We start from the raw sequence: 16,762 nt of genomic DNA on the forward strand, positions 1-16,762 counted from the left end.
GCAATGGATGATTATGAGAAAAAGAAATTTGTTGCCAAAGCGGAAAATCTCACAGTCGGACAACTTCTGGATGTGTGGGCAGAGGAGGAATTAAAAACAGGTACGCTCAGCAATGGTACTGTGGAGAATTACCTCGGAACAATCCGAAATATTAAGAAACATCCGCTGGCAGAACGGAAATTAAAAAATGTAACCTCTGAGCATTTGCAATCTTTCTTTGATTTGCTTTCCTTCGGGGGAGTTCATCCCGATGGAAAAGAGAGAAAGGGTTACAGCAAAGATTACATCCATTCTTTTTCCGCAGTCATGCAGCAGTCTTTCCGCTTTGCAGTATTTCCAAAACAGTATATTACGTTCAATCCCATGCAGTATATTAAACTGCGGTATCAGACGGACGAAGTTGATTTGTTTTCGGATGAGGACATGGACGGAAATATCCAACCAATTTCACGAGAAGATTATGAAAGACTGCTTGCGTATCTTCAAAAAAAGAACCCAGCCGCAATACTTCCAATCCAGATAGCCTATTATGCCGGGCTTCGTATTGGAGAAGCCTGTGGTTTGGCATGGCAGGACGTAAATCTGGAAGAACAATGCCTTACCATAAGACGCAGCATCCGATATGATGGCTCAAAGCGCAAATATATCATCGGACCAACCAAGCGGAAAAAAGTGAGGATTGTTGATTTTGGAGATACGCTGGTAGAGATTTTCCGCAATGCCCGGAAAGAGCAGTTAAAAAATCGAATGCAGTACGGAGAACTTTATCACACGAACTACTACAAAGAGGTCAAAGAGAAAAACAGAGTGTACTACGAATATTATTGCTTAGACAGAACAGAGGAAGTCCCGGCAGATTATAAAGAAATTTCTTTCGTCTGTTTAAGACCGGATGGTTGTCTGGAACTTCCAACTACTTTGGGGACTGTTTGCAGAAAGGTGGCAAAAACATTAGAGGGATTTGAAGGCTTTCATTTCCACCAGTTACGTCACACCTATACAAGCAACCTTTTAGCAAATGGAGCTGCCCCAAAAGATGTGCAGGAACTGTTAGGACACTCAGATGTAAGTACCACAATGAATGTCTATGCTCACTCCACAAGAGATGCTAAACGAAAATCAGTTAGGCTTCTTGATAAAGTGGTAGGCAATGATTAAAAAAATTCCCTTATTTCCCTTGTGATTATCTCATAAGGGTAAAAATAAGGGAAACTACATATCATTTCACTAATGGACAGGCGGGAAAGCCTATAAAATGGGGAAAGTTAGAGAGATAATTATATAAATTCCAGTTTGTAGAATTAAGAAAATCGGTATTTTTGAGGAGATAGATATAAAATGACCTTCCAATTAGTTTGTATAGAACCAAAAGAATTAACGCAATACAAGTCTGATATGCAGGAGGCATTTCAGAAAGGTTTTGAAGATGTTTTCGGGAAAACAGATGCTGTTATTCTGCCTGAAAAGGACATTGACCAGTCGGTGAATGCGGAGGGTTCTGCTGTCTATAAAGCTGTTGTCGATGGAGAAATGGTGGGCGGTGCAGTTGTTATTATCAATGAGAGTACACAGCATAACCATTTTGACCTGCTTTTTGTAAAGAACGGAGTTCAGAGCAATGGTATTGGTAAGAAGATATGGTTTGAATTGGAACGGATATATCCGAAGAGGACATTAGGGACGTTCCTTTTGCCATAAGGAGTGTCCCATTTGGACGTGCCTCGGTCTTTACTTGCAAAATCTGCCTCTTACCATCATAATAGTAGATAGTTAGTGTTATAGGAGAGCAGATAGGATGAAAAGGAACAAAAGAGATCAGGACAAGCATGAGCGACTACTTCGCCTGATCAGTGCGGTGATCGTACTGGCGGCAGCCCTTTGTCTGGGGATATATATTTATCAGCAGCATCAAAATGATTTTGCAGAGGCGGAATATGCCAAGATGCGGCAAAAGCAGGAAAAGACGGAAGAACCGGTAGCGGAGGCATCGCCTATCCATGATTTTGCATCTTTGCAGGAGCAAAATGCGGACGTGTACGGCTGGATCAACGTGGCGAATACCATTGTGGATTATCCGGTCTTGCAGACAGAAGAAGATAATTATTATCTGAGTCATGACATGAACCACGTCGAGACTACGGCGGGAGCCATTTACAGCAATGCCTGCAACAGCAAGGACATGTCGGATGCCATTACGATTCTATATGGGCATGATATGCGCGCGGATACGATGTTTGGATCCTTGCATTTGTTTGATGATGCTGATTTTTTTGAGAAGAATGAGACTATGACATTTGAGACCCCGGAGGCGCTTTATACCTATCAGATTTTTGGCGTCTACAATTACAATGATAATTATATTCCGGCAATGTTTGATTTGAAATCAACAGATGGTGTACAGCAGTTTCTCGATTCACTGAAATCATGTGCAGAAGAAGGGCGAAGTATTACCCATGTCAGAAAAGGTGTGGAAGTAACGGCAGATGACAAACTTCTGGTTCTTTCTACCTGCATTGGCAGTCAGAGTGACCGGCGTTTTCTTGTCGTAGGGAAGTTGATACATACGACATCCTATCGTTAGGAAAGCTAGACTTGAAAATCGATTGGTAATGTGGTAATCTTTCTAAGTAACTGTGAAACGCAGATATACGTGCGGGCATGGCGAAATTGGCAGACGCGCTAGATTTAGGTTCTAGTGGGAGACCGTGCAGGTTCAAGTCCTGTTGCCCGTATTATCATAACGGAACGTGTCACAATTGAAAAAAGTTTTTGCAAATATGCTTTGCCGGATGTTATAATCTAGCAAAGCATATTTGTTTCTGGTGTGATCTTTATATGAGCGAGGTTCATATTTCTATAGATTCAATTTATCATTCGAAAATCTATGCTTTTATTCCAAGAAAACAAAAGCAGAATTTTTGATGAGCTGTATTATAAAAAAGGCACATTCTTTCTTACTAATTTATACATAAAAAAACGAATTTTTGTATTAAAGAAATCTGCAAAACCGGCTATGATCAAATATATAAAAATGTAATCATACAAGTAAGATTATAATGTATAGCATAGGAGGTTGGTATGAAAAAAACAAGTTTGAATCGTGGCTGGGTGTTTATGGCAGGGGAAAAGTCAAGTATCCCTATGATGCCGCAGCAGACAAAGGAAGTCAATCTGCCACATGATTTCATGGTGGAAACAGATGTAACGCCGGATGCTCCGGGGAAGGCTGAGAGCGGATTTTATAAGGGAAGTGCGGGAACTTACTTAAAGACCATTACGCTGACAGAAGAAGAAATGACGGATACCATGCTTTTACATTTTGAAGGATGTTTTGGAAAGACAAGAGTTCTCATCAATGGCAATCCGGTCGGCAGTCATGCCTATGGTTATACGCCATTTACCATGGATATCCGCAAGTTTTTGAAGGTAGGAGACAACGAGATTCAGGTAATCGTTCATACCGATGATGATCCAAACGGTCGTTGGTATTCCGGCGCCGGCTTGTATCGCGGTGTCAACCTTTTAAGCGCACCGGCATTTCATATAGCACATGACGGGATCTTTGTATATACCGATCATATTACAAATGGCCATGCTTTTTGTAAGGCAGAGATTACCGTAGTCAATGATCTGGCAAAGGCAAGCGGCGATGCAGAAGGATTCTTAAAACTCAGCGCTGCAAAAAAGGACACAGGCGAGGAAGTGGCTGTGCGCTATCAGAAGATCAGCCTTCCGGCAGGAACAAGTCAAGTAGTTCCACAGGCTTTTGTTATTGAAAATGCAGAACTTTGGGATACCGAGAATCCTTATCTTTACGAAGTGAAGGCACAGTTGAGTCTTACATCAACTGGTAATGTTCATATGTCTCTGGACAACCGCCAGGATTTGATGGCACAGACCGATTACGAGGATGAGATTACGACAAGCTTTGGTGTTCGTACCATCACAGCAGATGCTAAAAATGGACTCCTTTTAAATGGAAAATCCATCAAGTTGAAAGGTGGATGTATCCATCATGACAATGGAATCCTGGGTGCGGCAAGTTTTTACGATGCCGAGTACCGCAAGGTAAAACTGCATAAGGATAATGGATACAATGCTCTTCGTCTGGCGCACAATCCGCAATCAGAGCAGATCTTAGATATCTGTGATGAACTGGGAATGATTGTTTTTGATGAAGCCTTTGATGTTTGGAATCTGCCTAAGAATAGTTTCGATTTCAGTCATCAGTTTGCAGAGGATGGTATCAAAGACATCGAGGCTATGGTAAGACGCGACCGCAATCATCCGTCTATTTTCTTCTGGTCCATTGGTAATGAGTTGACCGAACAGGGCGGTATGGCTGCAGGATATGAGGTTTCTGCTATGCTGGCAAAAACAGTGCGAAATATGGACAGCACAAGACTGGTCAGCGGAGCACTTTGTTCTTTCTTTAAAGGCTTGGATAATGAGGACAATGCAGCTTTTTGGCAGACTTTCCACAAAGAGATGCCGCAAGGTGGTTCTGTCATAAATATGGATAATTCTTACGGCAAGAAGATCTGGATGGAATATACTGCCCCATTTGTTAAAGATTGGGATGTGGTCGGTTACAATTACCTGAACTATCATTATGAGACTAGCCATGAACTTTTCCCGGATCGTGTGATTCTTTGTACAGAGAGCAAGCCGGGGCAATTTGAAGATTATTGGTCAGATGTAGAGCGCCTTCCGTATGTGATCGGAGATTTCCTCTGGACAAGCATGGATTACATTGGAGAAGCAGGTATTGGAAAGAGCATTTATTGTAGCGAAGAAGAAGTGCCACAGATGTCTCGAATGTTAAACTACGCAGCTTATCCTTGGCGTCTGGCACAGGCAGGAGACTTTGACCTTTGCGGAAATGTCAGAGCCCAGGGAAGATATCATCAGATCATCTGGGGTGCAAACGATACTTATATTTTTGCAAAAGATCCGAAAAACAATGGAAAGATCGCCCTGATCGGCCGTTATGGATGGGCAGAAGGCGGAAACCACTGGTCTTGGAATTGTGAAAATGGGACAGCAGTAAGCGTAGACGTATACAGCCGTGCTGAGGAAGTGGAACTTCTGTTAAACGGCAAGTCTCTTGGCAAAAAACCAGCGGGGGCAGAATGCCATTTCAAGGCAGAATTTGAAGTGACATATGAGGCAGGCACTCTGACAGCGATCAGTTATCAGGATGGACAGGAAGTATCCCGTGATGAAGTAAAAACGGTGGGAGAGCCGGTTGGACTTAAGATCACTATGGAAAAGAATCAGATTGCTGCAGATGGAGAAAGTCTTGCTTATGGCATCGTCGAAATCGTAGATGCAGAAGGTAACTGGGTACCGACAGCTGAGGATACGCTAGCAAAGGTTTCAGTAGAAGGTGCTGCAAGTCTGGCGGGCTTTGGAACAGGCAGAGGCCAGACCGAGGAAAATTACACCAAGGGAGAATTTACATCCTTTGAGGGCAGATGGCAGGTCATCCTTCGTGCCGGTACAGAAGCCGGAGAGGCAGGTGTACATGTGGAGGCAGAAGGATTAGGTCATGCAGAGAGCCGCGTGATCGTAGGATAAGTGTCTAATATTTTTGATGGCTGGTGCGGAACGCCGCCGGTGTTGTATGCATTTCTTCCTTAAAGGCACGGCAAAAGAAATTACGATTGCCAAAGTGGAGCATATCAGAAATCTCCTGAATACTCATTTTGGAAGAAACAAGTAAATAGGCGGCTTTTTGCACCCGGGCTTTTTTGATGTAGGCGTTGATATTGACGCCTACTTCTTTTTTGAATTTCTTTGACAGATAGTAATCGCTATAACCGATTTTTTCAGCCAACAGAGGAATATTTAGGTCATCGTCTGTATGAAGTTCGATGTAGTCGATGCAGGCTTTGATATTTTCAGAATATTGATTTAAGTGCAGATGGTTGTGAACCAGAAAGAGAAAATCATCAAAGGCCAACTGGGCAGACGCTGTGATATCACCATAGGATTTGGCATGAGATAGGTTGTTTAAATAAATATTGCCGCGGGAAAATGCCGTATCCGGAGATACGCCACCATCAATCGCAGCGCGGATACACAGACCGATAAATATGATGGTGTATTGACGGGTACGTTCCAACTCCTGGATATTGTGTGGCTGCATATTGCTAAGGTGTGCAGACGCCGGACCAAGTGATGATTTGCGATAGATATCGCCCGTTCGTATGATATCGAGCATGACATTTTCTCTAGCCCAATAGGAAGCATAATCTACCGATTTCGTCGATCTATCTGCAAAAGAATCATAGTTAAAGTCGGCATAGGTGATGTCGGATGGCTTCAAATGTTCGTTGTTTATGCTAAAGTGAAGCATAAGTGTGTATTTGATAAAATTTGTTGTTGTAACAACAGGAACCTGACGCAGATAATCGTATAATTTGACCTTCCAGTGTTCTCGTATATCGGGGCGCTTTTGCAATAGGGCAATCGTATCGTCGGAGAGCATGGCTGTAAAGACCGGACCAATGATATGAATGCGGCTTAGTTGATGAGCGATATCCTTTTGATAAACGACAGACCACATCATTCCGGTGAGTGACGTGATCATTAGAGGGGTATCATGATCCTGACCAAAAGCGATGATTTCATCGAAGTCTTTGGCATGGCGGAGCATGGTATCATAAATAGGAAGAGAAGAATTGGTCCAAAGACAATTGCCTTCGGTATCATACTGCCAAAGATACAAGACCTCATTACATTGGAGAAACTCCAACAGCAGTGAGAGGCGGTTTTGAATATCCACATCGGTCAAAGTAGGTTTTGTCAATGAATTCAATTCTTCCATGGATGATATCTTCCTTTCTTTTAGTCTAGATAATTCCATTCACTAGGATCTGTCCAACCACGTTTCCCTAAGAATTTTTCCAGAGGAATTTTGGCAATCTCTTCTTTGGATAGGTTGGATTGTGTTAGTCTTGCCCAGCCGCTATTGCCATTTCCGCTTTGGAAGGTATCGGTTGGTTTTAAGAGATTTAACATTGGTTCTCCTGCTACAAAGCGACGTGCGTTTTCTCGGATGATCTCAATGCTTCGGCCAGCGCGGTTGGGAACCTGAGGCGTCATATGTGGTGTGATATAGACATTTGGCATTCTCCAAAGAGGGTGGTCGGATGGGAATGGTTCTTCTTCTATTACATCGAGCCCGGCACCGCCAATCGCTCCGTCTTCTAGAGCCTGTGTCAGGGCAGCAGTATCCACGATGCCACCACGTGCCATATTGATGAGGACGGCATTGGACTTCATTTTACGGAATGCTTCTGTATCAAACATATGATAAGTTTCATCGGTTAGAGCCAGTGTCAGAACGATGAAGTCACATTCGGCTAAAATAGGATCTAAGGTGTCGCCATTCAGACCGCAGTATTTGTGAGAAATGTAATCATATCCTTTGACTGGATATTTGTCATAGGCATAGATTTCCATGCCAAGAGCCTGCAGGCGGTCGGCAAGCATACGACCGTTATTACCCATACCCAGTATAGCGACTTTTCTTCCGTACAGACCACGCCATTTGTCCGATCCGTCAACACCCCATTGACCTTTTTCCTGGGCAGTCAAAAGTTCTTTGGTGTGATAGCAGGATTGCAGCATAAAATAGATGCAGTGTTCTGCCAGAACAGGGGCACTTCTTCCGGCGGCACCCGTCACAAAAATATTTTTTGCAAATACCTCTGGGCGAGCAGAGCCATTCAGTCCGGCATGGTCGCAGGCAATCCATTTTAGAGAGTTCTCGCCTAGCAGGCAATCCGGGACATCGCCCAGTACAAGAGCCACGTCTGCGTCTTTTGCTTCCTGCTCCAATTTTTCTTTGTCATAAAAGTCTACATATACAAATTCTGCGTTTGGAAATACATTACGCAAGGTGTGGTAGTTATCTTTGTCGTACCACAATGTAGATACTACTTTTCTGATCTCATTCATTAGTTTAATCTCCTTTCAGTTACAAACGTTTTGGAATGGATGTGACTTTATTATACAAGCCACCGGAGATTTGTTTATACTTAAAATAGTTAAAATATATCCAGAAACGATACAAAATATAGAAAGGGAGAAAACAGATATAAAAAACAGAAAACAGATATATACAAGATCATAACACGTTTTTATAATGAGGGCAACTTCAAAGGAGGAGGTGAAGGAACATGAGCGACACCAGATGGTGGAAAACTTTTCCGTGGCGTATGGTGCAGACCAATTTACGTGAGATTGATATGGCAGATATGGATGCAAAATCTTATGTAGAGGAGTTGAAACAATATCATGCAACGGTTGTGACACTAAATGCTGCTGGTATTATTGCAAGTTATCCGACGGAAGTTACGCAACAGAAGCAGAGTGATTATCTGACAGGAGATACTTTGGCTGATATACTTCGTGAATGTCATAAGGCCGGCATTCGGGTGATTGCCCGCTGTGATTTTTCAAAAGTACATGAAACATTGTATGAACAGCATCCGGAGTGGGCATATCGCCAGAGTTCGGGACAGCCGCTGATTTATAATGGCTATGTGCAGACTTGTATCAATGGAGATTACCAACAGAGGTATGTATATGATATTCTGCGAGAACTTTTTTCAAAATATGACTTTGATGGTTTGTTTTGCAATATGAGTTCTACCTTTGTTGTGGACTATGAATTACAGGTTCATGAGCCATGTCATTGCAAGAATTGCAGACGATTGTTTCAAGAGCAGACCGGAATGGAGATACCGGATAGCCTGAATCCCAAAGATCCGGCTTTTGGACGCTATATGGCCTTTATTGGTGCATGTAGCAAAAAACAAAAACAGAGGATGTACGAAGTCGTGAAGGAAATCAATGAGAATAATGCTATCAATGGGTTTGATTATTTTCGGACAGAGTGCAATCAGGATGTCAACCATCACGCATGGGTTTATGATGCATCGGTCAATGCGAGAAGAATAGCAGGACCTTTACATGACAAGGTTGTGGATGATGCATCCGCTGTTTATATGGCTTTTCGATATCGCCACAGCAGCATATCCAGAGGGATTCTGGAAATACGACAATGGCAGAATCTGGCATATGCAGGAAGTACCAGCCTTTATTTGCTTGGAACCTTGGGAAAAAGTGCAGATCAGTCAGGAATAATAGCCTCAAAAAAAGCGTTCGATTTTTTTGCACAACATGAAGATCTTTTTCGGGGGCAGCAATCAGCAGCGCGTGTGCTTCTGATAGAAAAGCCTCTGATGGGAAGAAATGATCCGGAGGCAGATGGCTGGGTACAGGTATTGACGCAGTTGCACATTCCGTTTGATGAACAAAAGATTGGGGAAGTATCTGCGCCTTTGCTAAAGCGATATGATGCAGTTATTCTGGCTGATGTCGTGTCGATGTCGGATACACAGTGCGAGATGCTGGATTCTTTTGTGGAAAAGGGTGGAACATTGATTGCAGATGGATGTTCATCTGTGAGTGATGAGAGACATCAGGCAAGAAAGCATATGGGATTACAATGTCTGGGCATGGATAAAATCATAGAAAAGAAGAAAGTGCGCTCAGCAATTTTTCAATTTTCGGATGGAGAGAAAGAAGCGTGGGTGTCCTGTAAGGAATCGGGCGTGGATTGCATTGTGCCAGGAGATTTGGTTGTGACAGGCACACGTAGAAAAGGCGCAAAAACATACCTGCGTATGATTCCCGATCAGCCGTTTGGACCACCAGAGATCTGTTATTCCAAGGAGAAAACCGAGATAGCAGGAGTGTATGAGAGGGACTATGGAAGCGGGAAAAGCCTATATATTCCATTTCGCATAGCTGCTTTTTATTACGAATTTGGCTATGACAATTCTTATGATTTCTTAAAAGATATTGTTTGCAGTCTTGCAGGTATCAAGAGCATCGCTCCGACACTAACTCCTATGTGTGAGTTGGCAGTGACCGAAGGCGAAGCCGGAAAGGTGATACATCTTATCAATTTATCAGGCGCTTTTGCTCATCATACTTATTGTGAGCCTTTACCAATCCGCGATATTTTCATTGAGATAGCATGCGGTGCGGATAAAAACATGGATGCCTTAAATGGCGGTCATGTAATACGGACAGATAAGGGGATAAAACTGGATTGCCTGCATGGATATGAGGCAATTCGTATTTATTAAAGGAGGTTTTTATGAATTTAAAGAAAATATTTGCTGGAATGTTTGGTAGTAACGATCCCAAATATCGTACGGCAAAACCATGGGAAATGATATTTGCAGGAGGAACCAGTGCAGCGAAAATGGCATTTTATGTCCTTATGATGTATGCTTCTTATGCAATGAATGCCGGATTTGGTATTGCGGTCACAGTAACCGGTATTATCATTCAGGCTAAGACAATTTTTGACGGAGTGACAGATCCGGTTGTTGCCATTATTTATGATCGACTGCCCGTGTTTAAACATATAGGAAAGATTCGACTCTTCCTTTTGATTGGTTGGGGAACCTGTTCTATTGCGGCACTTTTGATGTTCCGTATTCTGGCAGGAAAATTTAGTGGCGTTGCGGGAATTGTTGTGTTTTGTCTGGTGTATGCTTTGTTTGTTATCGGCTACACGATCATGTCTATTGGTGGAGCATCTACCATCAGTTCTGCACTGACCAATGATCCAAAGCAGCGTCCGTTTGTTACCTTTGTTACCACGGTTTATCAGTACATTGGACCAATTCTTGTCAATACCATTCTGGCATTTGCAGTTTTGCCAAAGTATGACAACCAATATAATGTGGAGAGTCTGAGTGAGGCATGTGTTATCTTTATCATTACGGCTTTTATCTTCGTAATGTTTTCCTTCATTGGTCTGCACAGAATCGACACACCGGAAATCCTGGGAGAAATGGTTGCCATGGGTGGCAAGCAGACTAAGGTAGGTATTAAGGAAATCGTAAACATCTTTAAAGAAAATGTTCCTATGCGTTGTTATCTGGTGACAGGTATTACAGATAAAATCGCATCTAACAGCGCAACCCAGACGATTGTGCTTACCATGTTAAATGGTATTTTGATTGCCAACTATAAGGCGGCGACAATGATTACGAATGCGGGTACGATTATTAGTTTTGTCTTTGTATTTCTGGGTGGTGTTTATATTGCCAAGAAAGGAGTAAAGGTTGCAACTAAGGTATGGTCTGCTGTTAATATCTTTATCAATATAGCAATCTTTGCCTTTTTGTTATACCTTGGACCAACAGGTATGGCGCAGATCGGAAAAGGTGGCGTAGTCATGATGGTCTATGTGGTATTTACCATGGGTGTTAATGCATCCAAGATGATCCTAAATGTTGCTGAAGGAATGATGCGAGCAGACGTTATTGACTATGAATTGGAGCGTTCCGGAAACTATATGCCGGGAACCGTTGGTGCGGTTTATTCTCTGACAGAAAAAATAATTGCCTCCTTTGGCTCTACGATTGCAGCAGTTGCGGTTGCAGCAATCGGATATAAGACGGTAATGCCGCAGATGGGAGATGCGGCAACCTGGCCAATCTTCTGGGTAACGGTTATTCTAACGTATGGGTTTCCAATTCTCGGATGGCTGTGTAATATCATTGCCATGAAGTTCTATGAATTGGATTATGACCGCATGGCTGAGATTCAGGAGAACATTGCTGAAATGAAGAAGCAAAAGAGAAAATAAATAGAAGTGCTTGAGGTGAATGAAATGAAAATAGGATTTATTGGTCTTGGAATTATGGGAAAACCCATGGTGAAAAATATCATTAAGGGTGGATATACGGATGTCTTAGTGAACGGCAGACATCAGGATGTCTTGGATGAAATGGAAGCCTGTGGTGCAAAATCTGCTACTTATGAGGAAATCGGCAGACAGTGTGATGTTGTCATGACCATGCTGCCAAACTCTCCGCAAGTGAAAGAAGTTATGCTGGGAGAGAATGGTGTTGCTGCTTATATGCAGGAAGGTAGTATGTTTATTGACATGAGTTCTATCAATCCGGTTGCAAGCAAAGAAATTGCAGCAGTGTTGGCGAAAAAGAATATTGATATGTTAGACGCACCGGTTTCCGGTGGTGAACCAAAGGCAATCGACGGAAGTCTGAGTTTTATGGTTGGCGGAAAAGAAGAACTGGTGGAGACTTATCGTCCGCTGCTTGAAACCATGGGATCATCCGTGGTAAGATGTGGAGAGGTTGGTGCCGGAAATACTACCAAATTGGCAAACCAGATTATTGTTGCTTGCAATATACAGGCACTGTCAGAGGCTCTTACACTGGCACAAAAGGCAGGGGTTGATCCGGAACTTGTTTTTCAGGCAATTCGTGGTGGCTTGGCTGGTTCAACCGTCATGGATGCAAAAGCGCCTATGATGATTGCCGGAAACGATAAGCCGGGATTTAAGATTGATCTGCATATCAAAGATCTTAATAATGCTCTGGATTGTGCACATACTGTGGGCGCTCCGCTACCGATGACCGCTGAAGTGCAGGAAATTATGCAGTGGATGCATAATCATGAGGGCGGACAGAAGGATCATAGTGCAATTGTGCAGTATTATGAATACCTGACAGATATTCGGATTGGTAGATAGGAGATATAAAGAATGAATCAGGAGTTAAGAAAGGATGCGAAACAGATCATAGACGAGGCGATAGCATCCGTTCAACCTGATGCGGCAGTAAGACGTGCTCTGAGTAACATTGTGTTCTCAGAGCATGTTTATATTGTGGCGATCGGGAAAGCAGGATGGCAGATGGCGAATGCTGCGGTTTCCTATTTGCAGGAAAATGGAATCAAGTATGAAAAGGGTATTGTTATAACAAAATATCATCATGTTATGGGGCAGTTACCACGTATCCACTGTGTGGAGGCAGGACATCCGGTACCGGATGAAAATAGTTTTAAAGGAACGCAAGAGGTTCTTTCCATGGTAAAAGATCTGACAGAGGAAGACATGGTATTATTTCTGGTTTCAGGCGGTGGCAGCGCCCTGTTTGAAAAACCCAGAATCTCAAAGAAAGAATTATCGGATATCACAGAGCAGTTGCTTGCCAGTGGGGCTGACATCGTAGAGATGAATACCATTCGAAAACGTCTTTCGGAGGTAAAAGGTGGCAGGTTTGCGCTGGCTTGTATGCCGGCCATGGTAGAAACTGTTGTTCTATCGGATATTGTGGGAGACCCAATGGATATGATTGCATCTGGACCTGCATATCCGGATGCGTCTACCTGTGAGGATGCAGGAAAAATTGCAAAAAAATACAAATTACGACTGAGCGCGGCGGCAGAAAAGTGTCTGGCGGATGAAACCCCCAAAGAACTGCATAATGTCCATACGCAGATTATTGGCAGTGTACGACAGTTATGCAAGGCGGCACAGAAAGCCTGTAAAGAACTGGGGTATGAGCCGAGAATCTTAGCGGAAGATGTGACGGCAGAGGCAAGAGAGGTTGGCTGGAATCTGGCGCAGTTGTGTCTGAGGGAACATGACGATGCGGGGGAGAAAAAGATGGCACTGATTGCCGGAGGAGAGACTGTCGTACATTTGCGTGGCAAAGGAAAAGGTGGGCGGAATCAGGAACTTGCTTTTTCAGCGATGAAAGTTATCGCCGGACAGCAGAATATGGCAATCTTTTCTGTAGGCTCCGACGGAACGGATGGTCCGACAGATGCAGCAGGCGGCTATGTGGATGGAGATTCTTATGAAGCCTTAAAGAACGCAGGATTGTCTTACGAAAAGATTTTACAGGATAATGATTGCTATCATGGACTACAGGCCATTGACGGTTTGGTAATGACAGGACCTACCGGAACGAATGTCAATGACTTCTGGGTTGCTTTGATCGGATAGGGGGGGACAAGATGAAAGTAAAGACCTTATTGGAAGGTAAGCCCTTTATGACCGAATATGGAATTGTCGGTTACAGTACGGTTGTTCTGATAGCGTGTGATGACGAGAAAAACATACTGTATGACTGCGGATCAAAAGGATGCGCTTTGCAATTAAAAGAAGCATTGGAAAAGGCAGGGATGAAGCCGGAAGATATCACGCATGTGGTCATCAGTCATCTGCATTTTGATCATGTTGGGAACCTACCGCTGTTTTCCGATGCAGAAATTCTGCTTAATAAGATCGAGTGGGAGAGTGCAAATCAAACGCCGGATGAGTGGCATAGCATCCAGACGCTGGCGTATTTGGAGAAAAGAGGAAATCTGCGTTTTGTAAAAGAAGGAGATATCATCTCAGAGGAGGTGTCTGTCATGGAATTGCCGGGACACACACCGGGGCTTATCGGTCTGCGCTGTGGAGCGGAGACGATTTTATGCTCGGATGCCATGAAAAACCGCTATGAATTATGGAAGAATATTCCCTTGATGAGCCAGAATTTGGAGCAAAGCAGGAGATCCATACAACGGATCAAGGAGAATGCCAGATATATTTATCCGGGGCATGATGGCATGTTGGATTTATTACATGAAAACAGTGATGAATATCCAGCGGTTACGCTGCGTTATGCAGATGGAAGGCAGATAGATATAAAAGCATAGAAGAAATGCAAACAAAATTTACCGGGTTTTTCAGAAAATGATGCATATGACACCGAAGGAATATCAGAAAAAAAGTCCTCACCTTCAGACCCAGTATGTTCTCCATCAGCCGGACATTATGCAGTTGAATCAGTTTCAGACATTCTGGGAAACCGGATATGATGTGGAAATGTTGAAAAATGTGTATTAAAAAGGACAGCGCAAAAACGCTGTCCTTTATGGTGCCAAGGCACATTCTTTTTTATGCGATTGGTGTGATACCATCATCGGTGTAAAGTTCGTAATCGGCATCTGTATATCCGATATATTGCAGTGTTGTCATATCGATGGCATCTACATATTCTGCCACATCGACCACCGGGATCTTGTGATCTTTGCGGATAAAAAGCGGAACTTCATTCAAGGCAACTTCTGCAAAATGCCAGCCCTTTTCCCACTTTTCTTGTAAAATAGTGCCATCTGCAAGGAATTTGACAAAAATCATTTCTTCCGGCAGATAGACCGGGCGACCGGCAGCATTCTGGGTGTAAACCGGAGCGATCATAATCTCGTTTCCAAGCATAAGCTGATCTTCGATCTGTCTTGCCACGGCATCATCCGAATAAGTGAATGCCAGCGGCTTGAAATAAAGGTCATCGCCAAGTGCAGCTTTCATATACTCGCTGTAGAGATAAGGAAGCAGACGGTAGCGGACACCGATGACTGCTGCAAAGTCCTGAGGATCTTCAAACTGATAAAATTCCTGTTCGCGCGTTCTGGTTGCAGAATGGTTGCGCATGAGCGGTGTGAAGACGCCAAGCGCTAAGAAACGCAGGAGCAGATCTCTTGTGGTATTTTCTCCGAAACCACCTAAGTCACAGCCGACATAAAGGAAACCGCACATATTCAGCCCCGGCAGCATCTTCAGGCAGAGCAGAATGTGACTCCACCAGGACTTGTTGTCGCCGGTCCAAATGCCGCCATAACGGTGCATACCGATATAAGAAGACCGCGAAAATAATAGGATGCGTCGATCAGGAACAAGTTTAGCAAAGGCTTCGGATGCGGCTCTTGTCATGTTGTAACCAAACAGATTGTGTACTTTGTTGTGGCAGACTAATTTGCCGTCAATCTTGTGATACATACGGGCATAGTCCGAAGAAATATCATTTCCGGACATGAGATAGAAAATTGCCACTGGCGGATACTTGGAGTCGCCGGAGAGCAATTCTTTGGTTATCTTTTGCTTTTCTGCCATTCCTTCCGGTGTATAAAAGATTGCCGGTTCGTTCATGTCATTCCAGAAAGCGTCAATTCCCTGCGATAAGAGGCTATCATATTTTTGACCGAACCACGCTCTTGCAGCAGGATTTAAGACATCCGGGAAATGCGTCAGTCCCGGCCAGACCGCCGCCTCAAAATTAGAACCATCTTCTTTTTTACAGAAATAATCACCGGCAAGGCCTTCTTCATATGCATCATAGCCTTCTTCGATCTTAACTCCGGCATCAATGATAGGTACTAAATGGATGTGGTCTTCCTTCATTTCGTCAACAAATCCCTTAAAGTCAGGAAAAGCCTCTGTATTTACCGTAAAATCCTTGTAGCCGTCCATGTAATCAATGTCCATATAGACCATGTCAAGTGGCACATGAGCCTTGCGGTGTTCGGAAACGACCTTGCGGAAATCCTCCGGCTTTTCGTAACCCCAGCGGCTTTGACCGAAACCAAAGGCAAAGCGAGGCGGGATATAGGAGCGGCCGATGATGTGACGGAACTGGCGGGTGATGTCATAGGCATCGCTGCCGTCGATGACGTAGAGTTTTAAGTCTGCATCGGCACAGGTGATGGACAGGGTATCCTGTCTGGTGTAGCCAATGTCAAAAGTTAGATTGGTCGGGTAGTCAACAAAAAGACCGAAACTGTGATTGATTCCGTCAACAATGATAAAGTTATGGGCGCCGTAAAGGGACTGCTTGTCCTCCGTATGGTTGGGCTCGTCTGTGCAGTTGCTGACATAAAGGAAGCCTCGCTTGTTGATGCCGCGGTTGGACTCGCCCAGCCCATAGACGATATCCTCCGGCTGCATGATGTAGGTAAAGGAAAAGCCATCCTGCGTTGAGATCGTGCCATAAGAAGGATGCCCCTCGCTTGTCGGGATCTCTTTTATGACGGCATCCGTTTCGATCGGATCGCCATAGATATATTTTTGGATCATAGTAAAAACCTC

General features: G+C 43.6%; 12 protein-coding genes and 1 tRNA gene. 10 read left to right on the forward strand and 3 right to left on the reverse strand.

Features of this window, described 5'->3' with window-relative positions; translation table 11 throughout:
* From H8R94_RS11380 to H8R94_RS11400, 5 genes are all read left to right on the forward strand, one after another.
* Nucleotides 1-1,158: tyrosine-type recombinase/integrase (locus tag H8R94_RS11380; RefSeq protein WP_186854699.1), on the forward strand; the 1,158-nt coding region annotated here is incomplete at its 5' end.
* A gap of 180 nt (nt 1,159-1,338) precedes the next feature.
* Nucleotides 1,339-1,698, forward strand: coding sequence for a GNAT family N-acetyltransferase (locus tag H8R94_RS11385; RefSeq protein WP_243069556.1), 360 nt, complete (start codon nt 1,339-1,341; stop codon nt 1,696-1,698).
* Nucleotides 1,699-1,795: 97 nt separating this feature from the next.
* A complete protein-coding gene (srtB, locus tag H8R94_RS11390; protein WP_186854700.1) occupies nt 1,796-2,581 on the forward strand; it encodes a class B sortase in 786 nt (261 codons plus the stop codon).
* A 71-nt stretch (nt 2,582-2,652) separates the two neighbouring features.
* Nucleotides 2,653-2,732: transfer RNA gene (locus H8R94_RS11395), tRNA-Leu, on the forward strand.
* Between the two features lie 346 nt (nt 2,733-3,078).
* Nucleotides 3,079-5,580 carry a glycoside hydrolase family 2 TIM barrel-domain containing protein gene (locus H8R94_RS11400; protein WP_186854701.1) on the forward strand — a complete coding sequence of 834 codons (2,502 nt, stop codon included), beginning with the start codon at nt 3,079-3,081 and terminating at the stop codon, nt 5,578-5,580.
* A 4-nt stretch (nt 5,581-5,584) separates the two neighbouring features.
* Here the strand turns inward: H8R94_RS11400 and H8R94_RS11405 are convergent, their stop codons facing one another.
* Both H8R94_RS11405 and H8R94_RS11410 read right to left on the reverse strand, forming a co-directional pair.
* Nucleotides 5,585-6,832: a helix-turn-helix transcriptional regulator gene (locus H8R94_RS11405; RefSeq protein WP_186854702.1), complete on the reverse strand. Its 1,248-nt coding sequence runs from the start codon at nt 6,830-6,832 to the stop codon at nt 5,585-5,587.
* A gap of 20 nt (nt 6,833-6,852) precedes the next feature.
* On the reverse strand, nt 6,853-7,968 hold the full coding sequence (locus H8R94_RS11410) for a D-2-hydroxyacid dehydrogenase (RefSeq protein WP_186854703.1): 1,116 nt from the start codon (nt 7,966-7,968) through the stop codon (nt 6,853-6,855).
* Between the two features lie 221 nt (nt 7,969-8,189).
* On the opposite strand from H8R94_RS11410, the gene H8R94_RS11415 reads away from it, so the two are divergent.
* From H8R94_RS11415 to H8R94_RS11435, 5 genes are read left to right on the forward strand one after another with little or no spacing between them, the layout of a single operon-like run.
* A complete protein-coding gene (locus H8R94_RS11415; protein WP_118536130.1) occupies nt 8,190-10,169 on the forward strand; it encodes an alpha-amylase family protein in 1,980 nt (659 codons plus the stop codon).
* 11 nt (nt 10,170-10,180) lie between these two features.
* Entirely contained in the window at nt 10,181-11,686 is a 1,506-nt protein-coding gene (locus tag H8R94_RS11420; protein WP_118536128.1) for an MFS transporter, read from the forward strand.
* A 6-nt stretch (nt 11,687-11,692) separates the two neighbouring features.
* Complete coding sequence (gene garR / locus H8R94_RS11425; protein ID WP_330428972.1) at nt 11,693-12,595, forward strand: 2-hydroxy-3-oxopropionate reductase; 903 nt, start codon at nt 11,693-11,695, stop codon at nt 12,593-12,595.
* Nucleotides 12,596-12,607: 12 nt separating this feature from the next.
* Nucleotides 12,608-13,855, forward strand: coding sequence for a glycerate kinase type-2 family protein (locus H8R94_RS11430; RefSeq protein WP_118536124.1), 1,248 nt, complete (start codon nt 12,608-12,610; stop codon nt 13,853-13,855).
* Between the two features lie 11 nt (nt 13,856-13,866).
* Nucleotides 13,867-14,553: an MBL fold metallo-hydrolase gene (locus H8R94_RS11435; protein ID WP_118536122.1), complete on the forward strand. Its 687-nt coding sequence runs from the start codon at nt 13,867-13,869 to the stop codon at nt 14,551-14,553.
* 241 nt (nt 14,554-14,794) lie between these two features.
* Here the strand turns inward: H8R94_RS11435 and H8R94_RS11440 are convergent, their stop codons facing one another.
* Nucleotides 14,795-16,750, reverse strand: coding sequence for a glycoside hydrolase family 31 protein (locus H8R94_RS11440; RefSeq protein WP_118536120.1), 1,956 nt, complete (start codon nt 16,748-16,750; stop codon nt 14,795-14,797).
* Nucleotides 16,751-16,762: the final 12 nt, after the last annotated feature.

This window comes from Roseburia lenta, from assembly GCF_014287435.1.
GTDB classification, from domain to species: Bacteria; Bacillota; Clostridia; order Lachnospirales; family Lachnospiraceae; genus Pararoseburia; species Pararoseburia lenta.

Bases quoted from the DNA above. Each gene is read 5' to 3' on its own strand.
- H8R94_RS11410 (WP_186854703.1), bottom strand. From the start codon at position 7,968: ATGAATGAGATCAGAAAAGTAGTATCTACATTGTGGTACGACAAAGAT.
- H8R94_RS11385 (WP_243069556.1), top strand. From the start codon at position 1,339: ATGACCTTCCAATTAGTTTGTATAGAACCAAAAGAATTAACGCAATAC.
- H8R94_RS11420 (WP_118536128.1), top strand. From the start codon at position 10,181: ATGAATTTAAAGAAAATATTTGCTGGAATGTTTGGTAGTAACGATCCC.
- H8R94_RS11415 (WP_118536130.1), top strand. From the start codon at position 8,190: ATGAGCGACACCAGATGGTGGAAAACTTTTCCGTGGCGTATGGTGCAG.
- H8R94_RS11440 (WP_118536120.1), bottom strand. From the start codon at position 16,750: ATGATCCAAAAATATATCTATGGCGATCCGATCGAAACGGATGCCGTC.
- H8R94_RS11400 (WP_186854701.1), top strand. From the start codon at position 3,079: ATGAAAAAAACAAGTTTGAATCGTGGCTGGGTGTTTATGGCAGGGGAA.
- srtB (WP_186854700.1), top strand. From the start codon at position 1,796: ATGAAAAGGAACAAAAGAGATCAGGACAAGCATGAGCGACTACTTCGC.
- H8R94_RS11435 (WP_118536122.1), top strand. From the start codon at position 13,867: ATGAAAGTAAAGACCTTATTGGAAGGTAAGCCCTTTATGACCGAATAT.
- H8R94_RS11405 (WP_186854702.1), bottom strand. From the start codon at position 6,832: ATGGAAGAATTGAATTCATTGACAAAACCTACTTTGACCGATGTGGAT.
- H8R94_RS11430 (WP_118536124.1), top strand. From the start codon at position 12,608: ATGAATCAGGAGTTAAGAAAGGATGCGAAACAGATCATAGACGAGGCG.